The organism is Pseudonocardia sp. CA-107938, from assembly GCF_050936315.1.
In the GTDB taxonomy this organism is placed as follows: domain Bacteria; phylum Actinomycetota; class Actinomycetes; order Mycobacteriales; family Pseudonocardiaceae; genus Pseudonocardia.
The window spans coordinates 5834104-5853768 of the sequence record NZ_JBNJNA010000001.1 but is presented as its reverse complement, the minus strand read 5'-3'; the positions used below and the strand labels follow the sequence as shown (position 1 = coordinate 5853768).

The window sequence follows — 19665 nt, the reverse complement described above, 5'->3', positions numbered from 1 at the left end:
GCGGCGAACGGCCCGCGCTCTCCGCGGGCACAGCCCACCCAACCCGCGTGCCCCCGGTGCGACTCGAACGCACACTGAACGGGACTTGAATCCGTCGCCTCTGCCAATTGGGCTACGGGGGCTGATCGCGTTCTGCAGCATACTGGGCGATGTTGAGATCACAGTCGACGGTCCTCGTACGCCGGTAGTCTGAATCCTTCCGGTTGGCCCCAGGTATGAGGAGAAGTTCGGTGACCCAGCAGGTTTCCGGGGATGGCGCCCCTGTGGCGGAGGGCACCCGGCCGGCCGCCGGTCTGCGGGTGCTGGTCGTGGAGGACGAGGCGTTGATCCGTCTCGACCTGGCGGAGATGCTCTCCGAGGAGGGCTATGTGGTCGCCGGCGAGGCGGGCGACGGGGAGCAGGCTCTGGAGCAGGCGCGGGCGCTGCGTCCCGATCTCGTGATCATGGACGTGAAGATGCCGAAGGTGGACGGCATCACGGCTGCGGCGTCGATCGTCGAGGAGAAGATCGCGCCGGTGGTGATGCTCACCGCGTTCAGCCAGCGCGATCTCATCGAGCAGGCGCGTGACGCGGGTGCGATGGCCTACCTGGTGAAGCCGTTCGCGCGGCACGAGCTGGTGCCGGCGATCGAGCTGGCGGTGTCGCGGTTCGCGGAGAAGCGGGCGTTGGAGGACGAGGTCGCGACGCTGACGGACCGGTTGGAGACCCGCAAGGTGGTCGACCGGGCCAAGGGTCTGTTGATGACCCGGCAGCAGATGACCGAGCCTGAGGCATTCCGGTGGATCCAGCGCACGGCGATGGATCGGCGCACCACGATGAAGGCGGTCGCCGAGGCGGTCGTCGACGGGTTGGCCGCGCCGAAGGCGTGATCGGCGTGATTTCCGGCACCGCGATCGGGTGACGGATTGCCGCTCGGTCGGTCACAGCGCGCAATGGCGGGTTGCGGTCCGGTAAAGAGGATGGCCGAGATGGTGACGACTCGAGGTGGGGTGTCCTAACGTCCGCCAAGCTCTCGACTGGCGAGAGCCAAGGGGCGTGTTCGGGCACCCCGGCAACGCGGTCATCGTCAGCGCCGCAGGTGCTCCCCGACGGGTGCGCCCTGGCGCTGCGGTGTAACGGAAGGACTACAGCATGACTCGGAGGCGCACCATCGCCGCCGCTGCCATCCTCGCGGGCGCACTGGCGCTGACCGCGTGCGGGACCAACCGGCAGGAGGCCTCGGGAACCGGGGCCGGCGGGGCGTCCTGTGACACCAGCAAGGGCACGCTGGTGATCGGGATGGTGGCGCCGCTGTCGGGCAACCTCTCGGCCCTCGGCCTCGGCATGAGCCACTCGGCCGACCTCGCGGTCAAGCAGGCCAACGCGGCGTGCACCGTGCCCGGTTACGCGCTCAAGTTCCAGGCGGAGGACGACCAGGCCACGCCGCAGGTCGCGGGCCAGGCGGCCACGAAGCTGTCGTCCGACGACAACGTCGTCGGCGTCGTCGGCACGCTGAACTCGTCGACGTCGCAGACGGTGCAGCCGATCCTCGCGGGCAAGAACATCGTGCAGATCTCGCCGGCCAACACGAACCCGACGCTGACGCTGGGCGACCAGCCCACCACGGCCCCGAAGCGCCCGTTCGCGAGCTACTTCCGCGTCGCCACCACCGACCTGATCCAGGGCCCGTTCGGCGCGAACTACCTGGTGCAGAAGGCCGGCAAGAAGAACATCGCGGTGATCGACGACGGCAAGACCTACGGTGCCGGTCTCGCGGACCAGTTCGCGAAGCAGGCCGAGAAGCTGGGTGCCAAGGTCGTCGCGCGGGAGAAGGTCGGCGAGAAGGACACCGACTTCAACGGCGTGATCACCAAGATCCGCGCGCTCAACCCGGACGCGGTCTACTACGGCGGCGAGTACCCGGTCGCGGGCCCGCTGTCGAAGCAGCTCGCCGGTCAGGGCCTCAACATCCCGGTGATGGGTGGCGACGGCATCGTCGACCCGAAGTTCGTGGCGCTGGGCGGCCGTGAGGGCGACCTCGCCACCAACGTCGGTGCTCCGGCCGAGTCCCTGCCGAGCGCGGCGAAGTTCCTCTCCGACTACAAGGCGGCGAACTACGCCGACCCGTTCGGCGCGTACGGCGCGTTCACGTTCGACGCCACGAACGTGATCATCCAGGCGGTCAAGAAGGCGGTCGCGTCGGGCGCCTACAGCGCCGACACCACGCGGCCGGCGATCGTGAAGGCCGTCCAGGACACCAAGATCGACGGTGCCGGTGGGCCGATCTCGTTCGACCAGTACGGCGACACCACGAACAAGGTGCTGACCGTGTACACGGTCAAGGGCAACGACTTCGCGCCGGTCGAGGGGTCGACGGGCAGCTTCCAGGGCTGATCCGCCTCTTCGAAGGCACGAGGACACAGAACACGCACACACGCCGGGGGCGGGGGGACACCCCGCCCCCGGCGCACGTGGAGGGACCCACAGCTTGTCCATCCTGTTGTCGCAGATCGTCAACGGGCTCATCTTCGGCTCGTTGATCGGGTTGATCGCGCTGGGCTACACGATGGTGTACGGCATCATCCAGCTGATCAACTTCGCGCACGGCGAGATCTTCATGGTCGGCGCGTACGGCGCGGTCGGTACCGCGACCTTCATCCTCCCCACTGCGATCAAGACGCAGTGGTGGTTCCTGCTGCCGATCATGGTCGTGGTCGGTGCGCTGGTCTCGACCGTCATCGCCATCCTCATGGAGCGGTTCGCGTACCGGCCGTTGCGCAACGCTCCCCGGCTCGCCCCCCTGATCACCGCGCTCGGTGTGTCGGTCGCCCTGCAGGAGGTCGTCCGGGTGTTCTACCCGGGCGCCACGGCGGCCATCCCGTTCCCGACGATCTTCCTCGACGGCGCGCTGGTCGTCCCGATCGGCGACGGCGTGCCGATCCGGTACGCCGGCATGCTCCTCATCGTCGTCGCGCTGGGCCTCGGTTTCGCGCTGAACTTCTTCATCGAGAGCACCCGCATGGGCCGGGCCATGCGCGCCACCTCGCAGGACCGCGACGTGGCGCGCCTGATGGGCATCGACCCCGACCGGATCATCGTGCTGACGTTCGCGCTCGGCGGTGCACTGGCCGGTGTCGCCGGCGTGCTGTACGGCAACTTCTACAACAGCGTCAACATCGACATGGGCTTCCAGAACGGCATCTTCGCCTTCACGGCCGCCGTGCTCGGCGGCATCGGCAACATCCGCGGTGCCATCGTCGGCGGCGTCGCGATCGGGCTGATCAAGTCGCTGGCCGGCCAGTACATGCCCGGGGGCACCGCCTACGACTACGTCTGGATCTTCGTGGTCCTGATCGGAGTGCTGGTGTTCCGGCCCCAAGGGTTCTTCGGCGAGTCGGATCGGGTGCGCGCATGAACACCATCGCGAGGCATGCGGCGCCGCGGCCCACCGGCCTGGGCGTGCTGAAGCCGTACTCGGTCGTGCTGAGCGTCCTCGGCGGCGTGCTGACGCTGGTCGGATCGCTCCTGCCGTGGGCGACGTTCGTGCTGAACGACGGCCGCTACCCCGAGCAGGCGACGCTCGAGAACTTCTCCGACCCGTTGGCCTCCAGCGGTTTCCGGCTGCACCTGGTGATCTTCGGGATCGCCGCGATCGCGGTCACGCTGCTCAAGGTCCCGGCGGCGAACCGGATCGTGCGGGCGCTGGGCTTCGGCACGATCGTCGTGGCGCTCGTGAACGGCGCCTGGATCACCGTCAAGGGCGGTGGCCTCGGCGCGATCACGTCGTCGGACGGCGCGGTCGCGTTCGGCGCCGTGGTGGCGCTGATCGCCGGGATCGTGCTGGTGGTTGCCGCGGTGGCCGGTGGCGTCGAGCCCGTCCCCGAGATCACCCGGCGGTTCGGGCGCTACGTCGAGTGGCTGATCCTGCTCGTCGTCTACGCGCTGCTCCTGCTCCTGGTCGCGGCCGTGCTGACGAGCGGTGGGTTCGGTGCCACCGCCACGTACGCAGGCGCGGTCTTCCTGTCGTTCCTCGGGGCGGTCGGTGGGCTGCTCGGTGCCCTGCACGCGGCCGGTCTGCTGGGCTGGATCTCGACGCTGTCCGAGCAGCACCGGGCGTTCAGCATCGTCGTGATGCTGCTGGCGGCGCTGGCGCTGCCCCTGACCGCGGCCGGCAGTGAGTACTGGATGACGGTCGCGGCGAACATCGGCGTCTACGCCGCCACCGCGATCGGGCTGAACATCGTCGTCGGGCTTGCCGGTCTGCTCGACCTCGGCTACGTCGCCTTCCTCGGGATCGGCGCCTTCGTGGCGGCGAACCTGTCGGGCGCGGCGGCGTCGATCGTCGGGATCCACGTGCCGTTCGCGCTGGTCATGATCATCTCCGCGGTGGTGGCTGGCATGTTCGGCGCGATCGTCGGCTCGCCGACGCTGCGGGTGCGCGGCGACTACCTCGCGATCGTGACGCTGGCGTTCGGTGAGATCTTCGTGCGCAGCGCGCAGAACAACATCGGCGGACTCACGGGTGGCTCCAACGCCATCCCGAACATCCCGCCCGTGGAGCTCTTCGGCGTCGGCTTCGACCAGGCGCTGCACCTCGGTGCGGTGACGCTGCCCCGCGGCGTCCTCTACTACGTGCTGATCGTGCTCATCGTCGCGTTCGTGATGGCGGTGTTCGCGAACCTGAAGAACTCGCGGCTCGGCCGGGCGTGGATCGCCATCCGCGAGGACGAGGACGCGGCCAGGGCGATGGGCATCCGCACCGGCCCGATCAAGATCCTCGCGTTCCTCATCGGTGCCACGCTGGCCGGCTTCGCGGGCGCGTTCTTCGCCCACAAGACGGCGACCGTGTCCTACGAGAGCTTCCGCTTCCTGGAGTCGGTGACCCTGCTGGCCGCGGTCGTGCTGGGCGGCATGGGCACGATCCCGGGTGCGGTGCTGGGTGCGTCGATCCTGTTCGTGCTGCCGGAGAAGCTGCGCGAGTTCGCCGACTACCGGCTGCTCCTGTTCGGCATCGCGCTGGTCCTGATCATGCGCTACCGGCCGCAGGGCATCGTGCCCGACGCGCACCGGCGCGCCGAGCTGGCGGAGGAACCCGAACCCGGGGCGGTGGTCGACACCGGTGAGCCGACAGCCAGGACGGCGGAGAGCAAGGCGGTGGTCTCATGAGCGAGCTTGCGAGCGAATCATCGGCACAGCGCCGTCGCGCGAAGCGCCGGCCGAGCGCCGGCGAGGGCGAGCGATGAGCGCCCCGGTGGACGTGAGAACGGCGGCGGTGCTGTCGGCGAGCGGCGTGACGATGCAGTTCGGCGGCCTGCGGGCGCTGAACGACGTGTCGTTCGCGCTGTCCGATGGTGAGATCATCGGGTTGATCGGCCCGAACGGTGCCGGTAAGACGACGCTCTTCAACTGCCTGACCGGGCTGTACACGCCGACGTCGGGCACGGTGGAGTTCCGCGGGAAGGCGCTGCCCGGCGATCCCGCGCTCGTCACCGAGACCGGTGTGGCGCGGACGTTCCAGAACATCCGGCTCTTCCCCAGCATGACGGCGGAGGAGAACGTGCTGGTCGGACGGCATGTGCGGATGAAGCAGAGCCCGTTGTCGTCGCTCCTGCACGGGCCGGGCTTCCGGCGCAGCGAGAAGGAGGCGCGGGACCGGTCCGCCGAGCTGCTGGACTACGTGGGCCTGTCCCGCTTCGCCGGCGAGCTCGCCCGCAACCTGCCCTACGGTGACCAGCGGCGGCTCGAGATCGCCCGCGCGCTGGCCACCGACCCGGCCGTCCTCCTGCTGGACGAGCCGACGGCGGGGATGAACGCCCAGGAGACCGAGGCCACCCGGCAGCTGATCTTCAAGATCCGCGATCTCGGGATCTCGGTCGTGGTCATCGAGCACGACACGAAGTTCATCTTCACCCTGTGCGACCGGGTGCTCGTGCTGGTGCAGGGCGAGCTGCTCGTCGAGGGCACCCCGGACGAGGTGCGGGGCGACCCGCGGGTCGTCGAGGCCTACCTCGGTGCCCCACCGGACGAGGTCGAGGCGCAGATCCACACCGCGGAGGGATCCCAGTGACGGCGTTTCTCGAGGTACGCGATCTCACCGTCGCCTACGGTGCGATCCAGGCGGTGCGCGGGGTCAGCTTCACGGTGGAGCAGGGCCAGATCGTCAGCTTGATCGGCAGCAACGGCGCCGGCAAGACCACCACGCTGCGTACGGTGTCCGGCCTGCTGCGGCCCGTGTCGGGTGAGGTGCTGCTCGACGGCGAGCCCATCCAGCAGCTCCCGGCACACGAGATCCTCGGCCGCGGCGTGGCGCACAGCCCCGAGGGGCGTCGGCTGTTCGCCCGCATGACGGTGGAGGAGAACCTGCGGCTCGGCGCGTACATCCGCACCGACGAGGCGGGCATCCTCGAGGACCTGGACCGCGTGTACACGCTGTTCCCGGTGCTGGGGGAGCGGCGGCGCAACAAGGCCGGCCTGTTCTCCGGTGGCGAGCAGCAGATGCTCGCCATGGGCCGGGCGATGATGTCGCGCCCGAAGCTGCTCATGCTCGACGAGCCGTCCATGGGGCTCTCGCCGATCATGACGCAGAAGATCTTCCAGACGGTGAAGGAGCTGCAGTCCGAGGGCACCACGGTGCTGCTGGTGGAGCAGAACGCGCTGGCGGCGCTGGCCCTCTCGGACCACGCGTACGTCATCGACCTGGGTCGCACCACCATCTCCGGCAGCGGGCAGGAGCTACTGGCCGACCCCCGTGTGCAGGAGGCGTACCTGGGCGAGGGCGTCGCGAGCTGAGCCCCACCCCCGTCGAGAACGACGTTGCCGTGATCAACAAGCCTTGTTGATCACGGCAACGTCGTTCTCGACGTGTTGTCGACCGAACCTGATCGGGAGGGTGGCCGGTCCTGTCGGTCCCAGCGTCGGGCCGGGCACCGACTCCCCGTCCGGTGCCAGGTCGGGCATCCGCCGGGCGAGGATCGGCAGTGCCTCGGCGAGCTCGGCCCGGGCCAGGGGCGCGCCCAGGCAGTAGTGGATGCCGCCGCCGAACGTGAGCTGCCCGGCCGACCGCGTCGCCGTGATGTCGAACGGGGCGTCGCCGAACGCGGCCGGGTCGGTGTGCGCGGGATCGGCGAGGATGTTGAGGAAGCTGCCGGCCGGGATGGTCAGGCCGGCGAACGTGAACGTGGTGTCGGCGACCCGCCAGATCGTGTTGACGGCCGGCGCGATCCGCATGACCTCCTCGACGGCTCGCGGCGCCAGTTCGGGTTGCTCGGCGAGCAGCCGCCACTGGTCGGGGTGGGCCATGAAGGTCTGCACGGCCCGCCCCAGCTGCTGGCGGGTGGTGTCCTGGCCGGCGAACAGCAACGAGCCGGTGATCTCGCGCAGCTCGGCACCCGAGAGCCGGTCACCCGCCTCCTCCGCGGCGATGAGCTCGGAGAGCAGGTCGTCGGCCGGGGTGGCGCGGCGGGCCTCGATCAGCTCGTCGATGCGGGCGTTGAGCTGCTCGATCGCCGCCTCGATCCCGGCGAGGCTCGCGCGCGCCGTGACGCTGAAGATGAGCGTCATCCGCGCCGGCAGTGTGCGGAAATCGTCGCGGTGCTCGGCCGGCACCCCCAGCATGTCGGCCAGCACCCTGGCCGGGTAGCGGTCGGCGAACTCGGCCATGAACTCGCAGCGCCCCGCCGCGACGATCGGGTCGAGCAGCTCGTTCGCGACGTCCCGCATGGACGGGCGGAGCCGGTCGACCGCGGCGCGCGTGAACGCCTTGCTGATCAGCCGGCGCAACCGGTCGTGGTCGGCGCCCTCGATGTTCGGCAGGATCGTGCGCATCCAGTCCACGGCCGGCCCGGCGGTGAGCCCCTGGGCGGCGAGCGAGTCCACGCCGCCCCAGCGCAGTCGCCGGTCGCCCAGCAGCGCGGTCGCCTCCGCGTGGCGCAGGACCGCGAACCCGATCGGGGTCCGGGCGTACCAGCTCGCCGCGCGGGCAGCGGCCACCTCGGCCGAGTCCGGCCGGAATGTCGGGTCGAGCACGTTCAGCTCGGCGACGGTGTCGACGTTCGGCACAGGTCTTCCATCCTTTCCCACGGCCCGCGACTGCGGGCTCGGGAAGGACGCTAGGAAGCTGCGGGACCCCCGCCTATGCCAGATTCCTGGTATTCGCGGACCCGGTCAGCAACCCCGCGAGCCGACGGCGGCTGCGCACCCCGGTCTTGGCGAAGATCGACGACAGGTGCTTCTGGACGGTGAGCGGCGAGATGAACAGCCGGGCCGCGATCTCCTCGGTGCTGCCGCCCTCGATGACGGCGTCGACGATCTCGCGCTCGCGCGCGGTGAACCCGAACGCGGCGTAGAGCAGCGGCGCGACGGCCTCCGGTGTCGCCTCCTGGACGATGACGGCGACCTGGTCGGCCGCGGGCGTGCCGTCGAGGGTCGACGCGTGCAGCGTGAGCCAGCGGCCGAGCGTGGTGCGGACCCGAGCGGTGGCCTCCTGCCCTGCGCGGGCCCGCTCCGCGAGCGCGTGCACGGCGAACGGCAGCTCGGGCGGCCCGTCCGGGTCGGCGCCCAGCTCCGCGAGCCAGGTGCGGGCGGGCGGGGTGACCGACACCGCGGCCCCGCTCCGGTCGACGACCAGTACGCCCGGCCACCGCGCGGCGCTCCCGGGGGCCACGCGGTCCCGCAGTCCGGCGACGCGCAGCCCCCGCCCCAGCGCACCGGACACGGCGTGGGCGAACGCGCACTCCTCGTCGGTGAAGTCGCCGGGCGCCTCCCGGAACAGCGAGACCGTGCCCCAGCACGCGCCCCCGGCGACCAGCGCGACGCGCAGCTCGCCGGTGATGCCGTTGGGACGGAGCAGCTCGCGGTAGCGGACGCTGCGGTCGAGCCGGCGGCCCGTCGCCTCGCTCAGGACCCCGCTGCGCCGGCGGCCGGTGGCGAGGGCGCCGAACGCGTTGTAGTCGTCAGGGAGGTAGGCGAAGCGCGCCACCTCGACGTCCGGCGGTGGCATCTGGTAGGCGCGGAAACCGGTCTCGATCAGGCTGTCCGGGTCGGTGGTGTGCCAGCACCGCGACTCGTGCGGCAGCGCCGTCTGGAGCAGCGCGCCGGCCTCGTCCATGAGGTCGTCGGTGCTGCGTCCGGCCGCGGCCAGCCGCTCCATCCGGGCGACCGTGCGCTCGAGCAGCCGGCTGTTCACCCTGCCAGTCTGGCCACGGCCGGGCCGCCCCGGCAACAGCTCAGACGCGTGGCCTGCTGTCGCGGTGCAGGCAGGTCAGCCGCGCGGTGCAGACGCGCCGGCCCTGCTCGTCGCTGATCACGATCTCGGACGTCGACGTGGAGCGGCCGACGTGGATCGGCCGCGCCACCCCGGTGACCCAGCCGGCCGTGGCGGACCGGTGATGGGTGCACGACAGCTCGATCCCGACGGGGAACCGCTCGGGGTAGACGTGCATCGCCGCCAGCGTGGAGCCGAGCGTCTCGGCGAGCACCGCGCTCGCGCCACCGTGCAGCACGCCGAACGGCTGCCGGTTGCCCGCGACCGGCATGCGCCCGACGACCTCCTCGCGGGTGGTCGTGAGCAGCTCGATGCCCATGCGGTCGGCGAGCTGCTCGACGGTGCTCACATCGGCGCTCACATCGGTGCTCACATCGGCGCTGATCCCGGCCGTCGGATCAGTGGCTTCGGTCGTCACCGCTCGACCCTACGTCGGGCGGCGCGTCACGAAGATCGCCGTACCGGGGAAGAGCGCGCCGCGCAGCGGGCTCCACTGGCCCCACACCCGGTCGAAGCCGTCCGGCCACTCCGGTTCCACCACGTCCTCGACGACGAGCCCGGCGGCGACGACGTCGCGGATCCGGTCGCCGATCGTGCGGTGGTGCTCGACGTAGGTGGCGGCGCCCGTCCCGTCCACCTCGACGTAGGGCGTCCGGTCGAAGTACGACTGGCGCACCACCAGGCCGTCCGTGCCGGGGTCGTCGGAGAACATCCAGCGCATCGGGTGGTTCACCGCGAACACCCAGCGCCCGCCCGGCCGCAGCACCCTGGCCACCTCGCGCATGACCCGGTCCGGTTCGGCCACGAACGGGACGCCGCCGAACGCGGAGCAGGCGGCGTCGAACGTGGCGTCGGCGAACGGCAGGTGCTCGGCGCCGGCCTGCACGAGCGGGACCTCCAGACCGGTCGCACGGCCCAGCGCCGCGGCGTGCGCGAGCATCCCGCGGGACAGGTCGAGCGCGACCGGGGCCGCACCCTGCGCGGCGAGCCAGCGCGCGCACGGGGCGGAACCGCACCCGACCTCGAGCACGCGTCGTCCGGCGACCGGACCGAGCAGGCCGGCATCGGCCTCGCGGAGCCCCTCCGGACACCAGACGAAGTCCGCGTCGCCGATGTCGGAGCCGTGTTCTGCCAGGTAGTCGTCCGCGTCGGCGTCCCACCACCGGCGGCTCGCCCGCTCTGACTCGACCGCGTCCACGGTCCGCCGGGCGATGCCCGTCGTGCCCAGCACTTCTTCCGCGCTCACCAGGGAATCCTCGGGGGTGGAGGGCTGTTCTCATGGTGGGACCCCGCGTTGCCGCGGTGATCCGCCGCCGCGTAGCATGACCTGCGCACTGTGGTCAATGTCGCGGAATCGTCCTGCGGTCGCCGACCACAGCGTCTCACCATCACGAGCAAGGGTGACAGCACCACGTCACGAGACACCCCGCACCACGCCAGCACCACCAATCCATCCATTACCGGAGCACCCCACTACATGTCCACCGACACCACCGCCGCCCCGACCAGCTCCACGCCGCAGGTCGCCGTCAACGACATCGGGTCGGAGGAGGACTTCCTCGCCGCCATCGACCAGACGATCAAGTACTTCAACGATGGCGACATCGTCGAGGGCACCATCGTCAAGGTCGACCGTGACGAGGTCCTGCTCGACATCGGCTACAAGACCGAGGGCGTCATCCCCTCGCGGGAACTCTCGATCAAGCACGATGTCGACCCCGCGGAGGTCGTCGAGGTCGGGGAGCACGTCGAGGCCCTGGTCCTCCAGAAGGAGGACAAGGAAGGCCGCCTGATCCTGTCCAAGAAGCGCGCGCAGTACGAGCGCGCCTGGGGCACGATCGAGGCCCTCAAGGAGGCCGACGAGCCCGTCGAGGGCACGGTCATCGAGGTCGTCAAGGGCGGCCTGATCCTCGACATCGGTCTGCGCGGCTTCCTGCCGGCGTCGCTGGTCGAGATGCGCCGCGTGCGCGACCTGCAGCCGTACGTGGGTCGCAAGATCGAGGCCAAGATCATCGAGCTCGACAAGAACCGCAACAACGTGGTGCTGTCGCGCCGGGCGTGGCTGGAGCAGACGCAGTCCGAGGTCCGCAGCGAGTTCCTCAACCAGCTCGCCCGCGGCCAGGTGCGCAAGGGTGTCGTCTCCTCGGTGGTCAACTTCGGTGCGTTCGTCGACCTCGGTGGGGTCGACGGTCTGGTGCACGTCTCGGAGCTGTCCTGGAAGCACATCGACCACCCGTCCGAGGTCGTCGAGGTGGGCCAGGAGGTCACCGTCGAGGTCCTCGACGTCGACCTCGACCGCGAGCGCGTCTCCCTGTCGCTGAAGGCGACGCAGGAAGACCCGTGGCGCCTGTACGCCCGCACCCACGCGATCGGCCAGATCGTGCCGGGCAAGGTCACGAAGCTGGTGCCGTTCGGTGCGTTCGTCCGCGTGGAGGACGGCATCGAGGGCCTGGTCCACATCTCGGAGCTGGCCGAGCGCCACGTCGAGATCCCGGAGCAGGTCGTCCAGGTCGGCGACGACGCCATGGTCAAGGTCATCGACATCGACCTCGACCGGCGCCGCATCTCGCTGTCGCTGAAGCAGGCCAACGAGGGCATGACCCCGGAGACGGAGTTCGACCCCACCCGCTACGGCATGGCCGCCGAGTACGACGACCAGGGCAACTACATCTACCCCGAGGGCTTCGACGTCGAGACCGGCGAGTGGCAGGAGGGCTTCGAGAGCCAGCGCGAGGAGTGGGAGCGGCAGTACGCCGAGGCCCACGAGCGCTACGAGCAGCACATCACGCAGCTCAAGAAGGCCGCGGAGATCGAGGCCGAGGCTCCCGAGGCCGGCGGTGCGGGCACCAGCTACTCCTCCGGTGCCAGCAGCAGCGGCCCGGCCGAGTCGGGCGGTTCGCTCGCCAGCGACGAGCAGCTCGCGGCTCTGCGTGAGAAGCTGTCCGGCGGGGCGTGAGCCCGGTAGTTCCCGGCTAGCACTCCGGCGGCCCCGGCGACCACTCGGTCGCCGGGGCCGCCGGCGTTTTCTCGGGTCCGCTCCAGCCGTACGGGTCGCGGTGGGTGTCGATTCGGGCGCGCCGCGCGAAGCGACGGCGGTTACCCCCTAACGTGTGGGGCATGGGGCATGCCAGGCGTCACACCGGTCGGCCGGTCGCCCCGATCCTCATGGCCGCGCTCGTCGCCGGGGTGCTGGCCGGCTGCAGCGGCGCCGGGGCGAGCCCGTCCGTCGGGCTGCCGACGTTCGCGGCGACCGTGCCGACGTCGGATCCGGCTCGGGCGCCGCTCGATCCCTGCGCCGCCCTGATCGCGCCGGCCGACGTCGCTGGTGTGCTGGGCCTCGACCCGGCCCAGACCGACGTGCGGACCGTGCGCGGCGTGCCGGCCCCCGCCGTCGGGCGCACGGAGAAGCTGGACTGCACGTACACGGCGGAGAAGGGGCGGCCGCTGTTCACGGTGCGCGCCGCCACGTACGCGACCCCGGAGGCGGCGCGCCAGCAGTGGCAGCTCAACGCGGGCCTGGAGAACGGGGATCGCCACGACATCACGGTCGGCACGGCGACCGGCGTGCTGTTCGTGCGGCGCGGCGAGCTGCTGCTCACGGTCGTCGACGGGCCGAAGACGCTCGCCGTCCAACTGCCCGACCGGGCCGTGCCGAAGGGGCGGGCACGCGAGAACCTCGTGACCGACCTCGCCCAGCGCGCGCTGAAGATCGACCCCGCCGCTGCGGTCGGCTCCCCCGTGGGAGCACCCGGCGCCGCCCCGACGCCCGTGGCCACGGGCGGCTGATCACCGCGATCCGGCCATCCGTAGGGTGGCGGCGTGCTGCACGTGGGGCTGACCGGCGGTATCGGGTCCGGCAAGTCGACGGTCGCGCGCCGGCTCGTCGCCCGCGGCGCCGTGCTCGTCGACGCGGACGTGCTGGCCAGGGAGGTCGTGGCCGCGGGGACGGACGGGTTCGCCGAGGTCGTCGCCCAGTTCGGTGCCGGCGTCGTCGGACCGGACGGGGAGCTGGACCGGCCGGCGCTCGGCGCGGTCGTCTTCGGTGACGCGGAGGCGCGAGCCCGGCTGAACGCGATCGTCCACCCGCGGGTGCGGGAGCGATCGACCGCCATGGTCGCGGCCGCCGCACCGGACGCGGTCGTCGTGCAGGACGTGCCATTGCTGGTGGAGGGCGGCATGGCGGCGCGGTTCGCGCTGGTCGTGGTCGTGCACGCCGACGCGGAGGTGCGGGTGGCGCGGCTGGTCGAGCAGCGTGGCATGGACGCGGCGGACGCCCGTTCGCGGATCGCCGCCCAGGCCACGGACGACGCGCGGCGGGCCGTCGCGGACGTGTGGCTGGACAACGGCGGCAGCCCCGACGACGTCGCCGCGGCCGTCGACCGGTTGTGGGCGGAGCGCCTGGTGCCGTTCGAGGCGGACCTGCGGCGCGACCGCGTGGAGCGGGACGGGCCGCACCCGGTCGTGCCGAGCGATCCCGGCTGGGCCGGCGCCGGCGCCCGGCTGGTGGCCCGGGTCGCGGCCGCCGCCGGAGGGACCGGACGAGGCGTCGATCACATCGGTCCGACCGCCGTGCCGGGACTCCCCGCGCCCGACGTCGTGGAGCTCCAGCTCGCCGTCGACGCGGACGTCGACCCGGACACTCTGCGTGATGCGCTGCGGCCGGCCGGCTTCGTCGCCGACGCGGTGCGCGCCCACCTCTTCCGCTCCGCCGACCCCGGGCGGCCGGCGAACCTGCAGGTCAACGCCGTGGGATCGGAGGAGTGGCGCGCCGCGCTGCTCTCCAGGGACTGGTTGCGCGCCGACCCGGAGGCGCAGTCGCAGCTGGCGGAGCGGACAGTGCGAGCAGGCGATGACGCTGCGTACGCGACGGCGGAACGTGCCTGGTGGGCGGCTGTTTCCCCACGAGCCGAGGACTGGGCCGCATCCTCCGGGTGGGCACCGTCGTTGCACTGATCGGACGCATTTGTCGGTAACGGACCACGGTTCGTGACCGATGAGGGCGCAGAGGGATCACCCAGGAGTGAGCACACGTCAGCCGTGATGAGGGGCGAGAAGGTGAGCGCGATCGTCGACCAGTGGGACGAGGCCGACATCGAGGACGCCGAGTACGAGGCCGCGCAGATCGACCAGGACGCGCCGTCGGGCGCGGCCGCCCAGCTGCGCATCGACTTCGGCGCCCACCTCGAAGCCAACTACCAGCGGCTCGTCGCGCAGCTCTACGCGATCACCCTGGACCCGGGCGAGGCGCACGAGGCCGTTCAGGACGCCTACTCCCGCGCCTGGCGCAACTGGGCGAAGATCGGCCGCGAGCCCGACCCGGCTGCGTGGGTGCGCAGCGTCGCGGTGCGCTCGACGATGCGGAGCTGGCGCCGGATGCTCGGTGCGATCGGTCTCGGCCGCCGGCGCGGCGTCGCCGACGGGGTCGATCCGCGGACACACGTGCTGCTGCAGGCGTTGGGGCGGCTCAAGCCGGCCGAGCGCCGCGCGGTGGTGCTTTACCACATGGCAGGGGTCTCCGTGGAGGAGATCGCCGCGGTCGAGCAGGTCGCGGCCGAGATCGTCGAGTCCCGGCTGGGTGCCGCCCGGCACGTGGTCGTCGAGGGGCTGGCCGACGAGCTGCCCGCAGTGCTGGCCGGTGCGCAGGACGCGCAGCGGGACGAGGGGGAATACCGGTGACCGACACGCTCACGCGCGTGACCGACGAGTTCCGGCGGATGGACGACGAGCTCGCCGCGGCAGTGACCCTGCCAGCGGTCGACGCCGTGATCCGCCGCGCCGGCACCGCCAACCGGGCGAGCACCGCTGCTGCGGCGGCGGTGCTGACGGTGGGCGCGCTGGGTGGCATCACGGCCGTCGCGCAGGCGGGGCCGTCCGGAACCGAGGCCGCGGGGCTGTCCGCTCCGGGCGTGGCGGCGCAGCAGCCGCCGCCCGCCGCGACGAGCACCGAGCCCGCCATCACGGAGACGAGCAACGCGCCGCAGGCGACGCACGTGCCCGGACCGGCGCCGCGTCCTCAGGGTCGCGTGGTGCAGCCGCCGCCGGCAGCGACGTCGGCACCCGCCGCGGAGCAGCCCCCCGTCGCCGATGACAACAACAACGACGACAACTCCGAGGGCAACCCGGACCCGACGAAGCCGCCGAAGCCGAAGCCGCCGAAGCCCACCAAGGACCCGAAGCCGACGACCGAGCCGCCCACGACGACCAAGCCGACCGACCCGCCGGCGACGACGACCGCGGCCGGCAATCCCGGGGAGACGAAGTCGGCGACGCCGAGCACATGAGTCGTCACGCCGTGTCCGTATGATGGGTGGGTGACCGGCGCGTTTCGGCCGGTCACGTTCACCCGTCGGGGGCGAGGAAGAGGTTCGGGCCGTGTTGGACGACGAGGCACGCACCCGCCGGAGGCTCACCAGTGAGTTCCGGCGCATGGACGACGAGCTCGCCGCATCCGTCGCAGTGCCCGCCGTCGACAGCGTGATCCGGCGGGCCGGCACCACCACGCGCGCCACCACCGCGGCGGCCGCGGCGGTGTTCACCGTCGGCAGCCTGGGCGGCATCACCGCCGTCGCACAGGCCAGCACACCACGGGCACCCGAGGTCGCCGATCTCGTGGCGTCCCCGCCGCCGGCCGGGTTGCTGTCCGCCCCGGCGCCGGTGCCGGGACCGTCGCTGGGGGAGCGGGAGCGGGCGGCCCAGGTGCCGCCGACCAGCGCCGCAGCGTCCCGCCCGACGGTGGTGGTGAAGCCGAAGGTCACCGTGAAGCCCAAGCCGAAGCCCAAGCCCACGCCGGTGCAGCCCAAGGTCACCGCGAAGCCGAAGCCGGCCGCCGTCGCGCCGCCTGCTGACGGCGGCGACGACACCGAGGGCAAGCAGGACCCGCCCCCGAAGGCGAAGGCGAAGCCGGCGGGTCTCGGACTGTTCGGCAACTGACGTCAGGCGGTTCGGCCGCCCTTCCGCCACTGCAGGTGCACGTCGAGCTCCGCCAGCCACGCGTCGAGGTCGTTGCCGTGCGCGGCGAGACCGCGCACCGCCCGCAGGGTCGCGTGCAGCGCGGACTCGGCCGAGGCCGGGGCGAGCAGGCCGGCGGCCACCGCGGCGGTGAACTCGTCCACGTCGACCACCTGCGTCGACCGGCGGTGCTGAACGACGATGTCGAGGTAGTGGTCGACGAGCACCCAGCGTGCACCGTCGCGGGTGATCGTGGCGATGTCGAGGTAGAAGTCCTGGTCGCGCTCGTGGCCGGGGTTCCACCACCAGTCGCTCACCGCGATCCCCAGGTCGGGCAGCAGCCACGTCTCGAGCCAGTGCGCGGTGGGCCGGTCGACGATGGGGCGGCTCATGTACAGGCCGAAGGAGGTCTCGGTGTAGACCTCGACCGGCCGGACGCACCCCTTGGTGTCGATGTTGACCATGCCGGGCACGTCGAAGGTCGAGATCTTCGGCGGATGCACCGGGGCCATGGTGTCAGAAACTGTCGGGGCGGGCTCGTACCCTGGATCTCGACGGTGTGGGAAGTCGAAAGCAGACGGGCGGGTAAGGACAGTGGCATTCGCGACCGAGGTTCCGGGCAGCGCTGCCGTCCCGATGGAGGACGTGCCGCTGGCGCACTCCGAGCACCGGCCGGTGGGGGACATCCCGCGCCAGGGCGGCCGTTTCGAGGTGGTCAGCCCGTACGAGCCGGCCGGTGACCAGCCTGCTGCCATCGACGAGCTGGAGCGGCGGATCCGGGCCGGCGAGCAGGACGTCGTGCTGCTCGGTGCCACCGGCACGGGCAAGTCGGCCACCACGGCCTGGCTCATCGAACGGCTCCAGCGGCCCACGCTGGTGATGGCGCCCAACAAGACGCTCGCCGCGCAGCTGGCCAACGAGCTGCGCGAGATGCTGCCGAACAACGCGGTCGAGTACTTCGTCTCGTACTACGACTACTACCAGCCCGAGGCGTACATCGCGCAGACCGACACGTACATCGAGAAGGACTCCTCGATCAACGAGGACGTGGAGCGGCTGCGCCACTCCGCCACCCACAACCTGCTGTCGCGCCGCGACGTGGTCGTGGTGGCGTCGGTGTCGTGCATCTACGGCCTGGGCACCCCGCAGTCCTACCTCGACCGGTCGGTCCAGGTGAAGGTCGGCGACACGGTGGAGCGCGACGCGCTGCTGCGGGCGCTGGTCGACGTGCAGTACACGCGCAACGACCACTCGTTCACCCGCGGGACGTTCCGGGTCCGCGGCGACACCGTGGAGATCATCCCGGCGTACGAGGAGCTCGCGATCCGCATCGAGTTCTTCGGCGACGAGGTGGAGTCTCTCTACTACCTGCACCCGCTCACCGGTGACGTGCTGCGACAGGTCGACGAGCTGCGGATCTTCCCGGCCACGCACTACGTCGCCGGGCCGGAGCGCATGGCCAGGGCGGTGCGCGACATCGAGGCGGAGCTCGAAGAGCGCCTGGCCGAGCTGGAGGGCCAGGGCAAGCTGCTGGAGGCGCAGCGGCTGCGGATGCGCACCCAGTACGACATCGAGATGATCCGCCAGGTCGGCTTCTGCTCGGGCATCGAGAACTACTCGCGCCACATCGACGGCCGCGGCCCCGGGTCCGCGCCGGCCACGCTGCTCGACTACTTCCCGGACGACTTCCTGCTGGTGATCGACGAGTCGCACCAGACGGTGCCCCAGATCGGCGGCATGTACGAGGGCGACATGTCCCGCAAGCGCAACCTCGTCGACTTCGGGTTCCGGCTGCCGTCCGCGGTCGACAACCGGCCGTTGACGTGGGAGGAGTTCGCCGACCGGATCGGTCAGACGGTCTACCTGTCGGCCACCCCGGGCCCGTACGAGATGTCGCGGACGGGCGGCGAGTTCGTGGAGCAGGTCATCCGGCCCACCGGCCTGGTCGACCCGAAGATCGTCGTGAAGTCCACCAAGGGGCAGATCGACGACCTCGTCCACGAGATCCGGGAGCGCTCGGAGCGGGACGAGCGGGTGCTGGTCACCACCCTCACGAAGAAGATGGCCGAGGACCTCACCGACTACCTGCTCGAGCTGGGCATCCGGGTGCGCTACCTGCACTCGGAGGTCGACACCCTGCGCAGGGTGGAGCTGCTGCGGCAGCTGCGGCTGGGGGAGTTCGACGTGCTCGTCGGCATCAACCTGCTCCGCGAGGGTCTCGACCTGCCGGAGGTGTCGCTCGTCGCGATCCTCGACGCCGACAAGGAGGGCTTCCTGCGCTCGGGCACGTCGCTGATCCAGACGATCGGCCGGGCCGCGCGGAACGTGTCCGGCGAGGTGCACATGTACGCCGACTCGATCACGGACTCGATGCAGTACGCGATCGACGAGACCGACCGGCGCCGCGCCAAGCAGATCGCCTACAACGAGGAGCGGGGCATCGATCCGCAGCCGCTGCGGAAGAAGATCGCCGACATCCTCGACCAGGTGTATCGGGAGGCCGCGGACGACGGCACCACAGTGCCGGTGGGCGGCTCGGGCCGCAACGCGTCGCGGGGCAAGCGAGCGGCGGGGGAGCCTGGTCGGGCCTCCGCGAGCTCGGGCATCGTCGCCGGTCGCGACACGAAGAACATGCCGCGCGCCGAGCTGGCCGATCTGGTGCAGCAGCTGTCCGACCAGATGCTCACCGCGGCCCGCGACCTGCAGTTCGAGCTGGCCGCCCGGTTGCGCGACGAGATCCAGGACCTCAAGAAGGAGCTGCGCGGGATGGACGCTGCCGGCGTGTCGTAGGCCGCTCAGCGCCGTCGTCGCGCGCAGATGACGGCGTCCACACCGGTGCCGGCGGCGGCCCGTGGACGGTCCTCGGCGATGTCGAACGTCCACCGGGAGGCGTCGAGCGCGGCGACCGCCTCGTCGACAGAGACCTGCACCTGGCCGGCTGCCGGCGTGGTCGCACCGGTGGCCGGGTCGATCGGGCGGTGGCCGACGAGGAGCAGCGTCCCACCAGGGGCCACGCCCGTGGCCAGGCGCTGCACCGTCTCGGGCACCGACCCGGCGACGTGCAGGTACAGGCAGGCGACGAGGTCGTAGTACTCCGGCCGGGGCGTCCAGGTGGTCAGGTCCGCCTCGACCCACTCGACGCGATCAGCGATGTCCGTGCCGAGGGTCTCCGCGGTCGAGCGGGCGTGCGCCAGCGCGGCCGCGGCGAAGTCGACGGCGGTGACCGTCCAGCCGCGCGCCGCGAGCCAGAGCGTCTCCGCGCCGTGGCCGCAGCCTGCGTCGAGCGCCCGAGCGGGCCGCAGCTCCGTGGCCACGCCCCTCAGCATCGCGTTGGGTGGCATCGTCGCGATCCGGTCGCCGTGCTCGCGCAGGGCCTGCGACCAGCGGTCCTCCCAGGCGCCTCGGTCCATCGTCATCGCCCACCTCCGCCCCCATCCTGGGGGTACGGCCGACCCGGCCGTGGCGTCGGGGTGTCC

Annotated in this window: 19 protein-coding genes and 1 tRNA gene; 13 read left to right on the top strand and 7 right to left on the bottom strand. The window is 71.5% G+C overall.

The window, feature by feature from the left end; translation table 11 throughout:
* Window positions 1-48: 48 nt before the first annotated feature.
* A tRNA-Leu gene (locus ACQEVB_RS28950) sits at window positions 49-122 on the bottom strand.
* A 141-nt stretch (window positions 123-263) separates the two neighbouring features.
* Here ACQEVB_RS28950 and ACQEVB_RS28945 point away from each other — a divergent pair.
* The 6 genes from ACQEVB_RS28945 (at window position 264) to ACQEVB_RS28920 (ending at window position 6768) form a co-directional block, all read left to right on the top strand.
* Complete coding sequence (locus ACQEVB_RS28945) at window positions 264-869, top strand: ANTAR domain-containing response regulator (protein WP_432980632.1); 606 nt, start codon at window positions 264-266, stop codon at window positions 867-869.
* 262 nt (window positions 870-1131) lie between these two features.
* A complete protein-coding gene (locus ACQEVB_RS28940; RefSeq protein WP_432977900.1) occupies window positions 1132-2373 on the top strand; it encodes a branched-chain amino acid ABC transporter substrate-binding protein in 1242 nt (413 codons plus the stop codon).
* A 94-nt stretch (window positions 2374-2467) separates the two neighbouring features.
* A complete protein-coding gene (locus ACQEVB_RS28935) occupies window positions 2468-3394 on the top strand; it encodes a branched-chain amino acid ABC transporter permease (RefSeq protein WP_432977897.1) in 927 nt (308 codons plus the stop codon).
* Window positions 3391-5145: a branched-chain amino acid ABC transporter permease gene (locus ACQEVB_RS28930; RefSeq protein ID WP_432977894.1), complete on the top strand. Its 1755-nt coding sequence runs from the start codon at window positions 3391-3393 to the stop codon at window positions 5143-5145. The genes ACQEVB_RS28935 and ACQEVB_RS28930 overlap by 4 nt, the downstream gene beginning before the upstream one ends.
* Before the next feature lie 73 nt (window positions 5146-5218).
* On the top strand, window positions 5219-6046 hold the full coding sequence (locus tag ACQEVB_RS28925) for an ABC transporter ATP-binding protein (RefSeq protein WP_432977891.1): 828 nt from the start codon (window positions 5219-5221) through the stop codon (window positions 6044-6046).
* Complete coding sequence (locus ACQEVB_RS28920) at window positions 6043-6768, top strand: ABC transporter ATP-binding protein (RefSeq protein WP_432977889.1); 726 nt, start codon at window positions 6043-6045, stop codon at window positions 6766-6768. Before ACQEVB_RS28925 ends, ACQEVB_RS28920 begins: the two co-directional genes overlap by 4 nt.
* A 33-nt stretch (window positions 6769-6801) precedes the next feature.
* On the opposite strand, the gene ACQEVB_RS28915 is transcribed toward ACQEVB_RS28920, so the two are convergent.
* From ACQEVB_RS28915 to ACQEVB_RS28900, 4 genes are all read right to left on the bottom strand, one after another.
* Window positions 6802-8037, bottom strand: coding sequence for a cytochrome P450 (locus tag ACQEVB_RS28915; protein ID WP_432977886.1), 1236 nt, complete (start codon window positions 8035-8037; stop codon window positions 6802-6804).
* 73 nt (window positions 8038-8110) lie between these two features.
* Window positions 8111-9163, bottom strand: a complete 1053-nt coding sequence (locus ACQEVB_RS28910) for a helix-turn-helix transcriptional regulator (RefSeq protein ID WP_432977883.1) — start codon at window positions 9161-9163, stop codon at window positions 8111-8113.
* A gap of 40 nt (window positions 9164-9203) precedes the next feature.
* Window positions 9204-9626 (bottom strand): PaaI family thioesterase, encoded by a 423-nt coding sequence (locus tag ACQEVB_RS28905; RefSeq protein WP_432980629.1) that lies wholly within the window; start codon window positions 9624-9626, stop codon window positions 9204-9206.
* Between the two features lie 42 nt (window positions 9627-9668).
* A complete protein-coding gene (locus ACQEVB_RS28900) occupies window positions 9669-10487 on the bottom strand; it encodes a class I SAM-dependent methyltransferase (RefSeq protein ID WP_432977880.1) in 819 nt (272 codons plus the stop codon).
* 231 nt (window positions 10488-10718) lie between these two features.
* Between ACQEVB_RS28900 and rpsA the strand changes: the two genes are divergently transcribed.
* The 6 genes from rpsA to ACQEVB_RS28870 all read left to right on the top strand — a co-directional run bounded on the left by rpsA (window position 10719) and on the right by ACQEVB_RS28870 (window position 16171).
* Complete coding sequence (gene rpsA / locus ACQEVB_RS28895) at window positions 10719-12197, top strand: 30S ribosomal protein S1 (protein WP_432977877.1); 1479 nt, start codon at window positions 10719-10721, stop codon at window positions 12195-12197.
* Window positions 12198-12358: 161 nt separating this feature from the next.
* The gene (locus ACQEVB_RS28890) at window positions 12359-13027 is read left to right on the top strand and encodes a hypothetical protein (protein ID WP_432977874.1); all 669 of its coding nucleotides are present in this window, start codon (window positions 12359-12361) and stop codon (window positions 13025-13027) included.
* A gap of 33 nt (window positions 13028-13060) precedes the next feature.
* Complete coding sequence (gene coaE, locus ACQEVB_RS28885; protein WP_432977871.1) at window positions 13061-14194, top strand: dephospho-CoA kinase; 1134 nt, start codon at window positions 13061-13063, stop codon at window positions 14192-14194.
* Window positions 14195-14296: 102 nt separating this feature from the next.
* Window positions 14297-14917: an RNA polymerase sigma factor gene (locus ACQEVB_RS28880; RefSeq protein WP_432977868.1), complete on the top strand. Its 621-nt coding sequence runs from the start codon at window positions 14297-14299 to the stop codon at window positions 14915-14917.
* A gap of 17 nt (window positions 14918-14934) precedes the next feature.
* Window positions 14935-15522, top strand: a complete 588-nt coding sequence (locus tag ACQEVB_RS28875) for a hypothetical protein (protein ID WP_432977865.1) — start codon at window positions 14935-14937, stop codon at window positions 15520-15522.
* Window positions 15523-15613: 91 nt separating this feature from the next.
* Complete coding sequence (locus ACQEVB_RS28870; protein WP_432977862.1) at window positions 15614-16171, top strand: hypothetical protein; 558 nt, start codon at window positions 15614-15616, stop codon at window positions 16169-16171.
* Window positions 16172-16173: 2 nt separating this feature from the next.
* Here the strand turns inward: ACQEVB_RS28870 and ACQEVB_RS28865 are convergent, their stop codons facing one another.
* Complete coding sequence (locus ACQEVB_RS28865) at window positions 16174-16701, bottom strand: DUF402 domain-containing protein (RefSeq protein ID WP_432977859.1); 528 nt, start codon at window positions 16699-16701, stop codon at window positions 16174-16176.
* 82 nt (window positions 16702-16783) lie between these two features.
* Between ACQEVB_RS28865 and uvrB the strand changes: the two genes are divergently transcribed.
* A complete protein-coding gene (gene uvrB / locus ACQEVB_RS28860) occupies window positions 16784-18979 on the top strand; it encodes an excinuclease ABC subunit UvrB (RefSeq protein ID WP_432977856.1) in 2196 nt (731 codons plus the stop codon).
* A gap of 5 nt (window positions 18980-18984) precedes the next feature.
* On the opposite strand, the gene ACQEVB_RS28855 is transcribed toward uvrB, so the two are convergent.
* On the bottom strand, window positions 18985-19605 hold the full coding sequence (locus tag ACQEVB_RS28855) for a methyltransferase domain-containing protein (protein WP_432977853.1): 621 nt from the start codon (window positions 19603-19605) through the stop codon (window positions 18985-18987).
* Between the last annotated feature and the right edge of the window lie 60 nt (window positions 19606-19665).

What these genes read in the sequence shown, in the direction of transcription:
- ACQEVB_RS28940 (WP_432977900.1), top strand. Translation starts at nt 1,132, where the DNA reads ATGACTCGGAGGCGCACCATCGCCGCCGCTGCCATCCTCGCGGGCGCA.
- ACQEVB_RS28930 (WP_432977894.1), top strand. Translation starts at nt 3,391, where the DNA reads ATGAACACCATCGCGAGGCATGCGGCGCCGCGGCCCACCGGCCTGGGC.
- ACQEVB_RS28925 (WP_432977891.1), top strand. Translation starts at nt 5,219, where the DNA reads ATGAGCGCCCCGGTGGACGTGAGAACGGCGGCGGTGCTGTCGGCGAGC.
- rpsA (WP_432977877.1), top strand. Translation starts at nt 10,719, where the DNA reads ATGTCCACCGACACCACCGCCGCCCCGACCAGCTCCACGCCGCAGGTC.
- ACQEVB_RS28890 (WP_432977874.1), top strand. Translation starts at nt 12,359, where the DNA reads ATGGGGCATGCCAGGCGTCACACCGGTCGGCCGGTCGCCCCGATCCTC.
- ACQEVB_RS28865 (WP_432977859.1), bottom strand. Translation starts at nt 16,701, where the DNA reads ATGGCCCCGGTGCATCCGCCGAAGATCTCGACCTTCGACGTGCCCGGC.
- ACQEVB_RS28855 (WP_432977853.1), bottom strand. Translation starts at nt 19,605, where the DNA reads ATGACGATGGACCGAGGCGCCTGGGAGGACCGCTGGTCGCAGGCCCTG.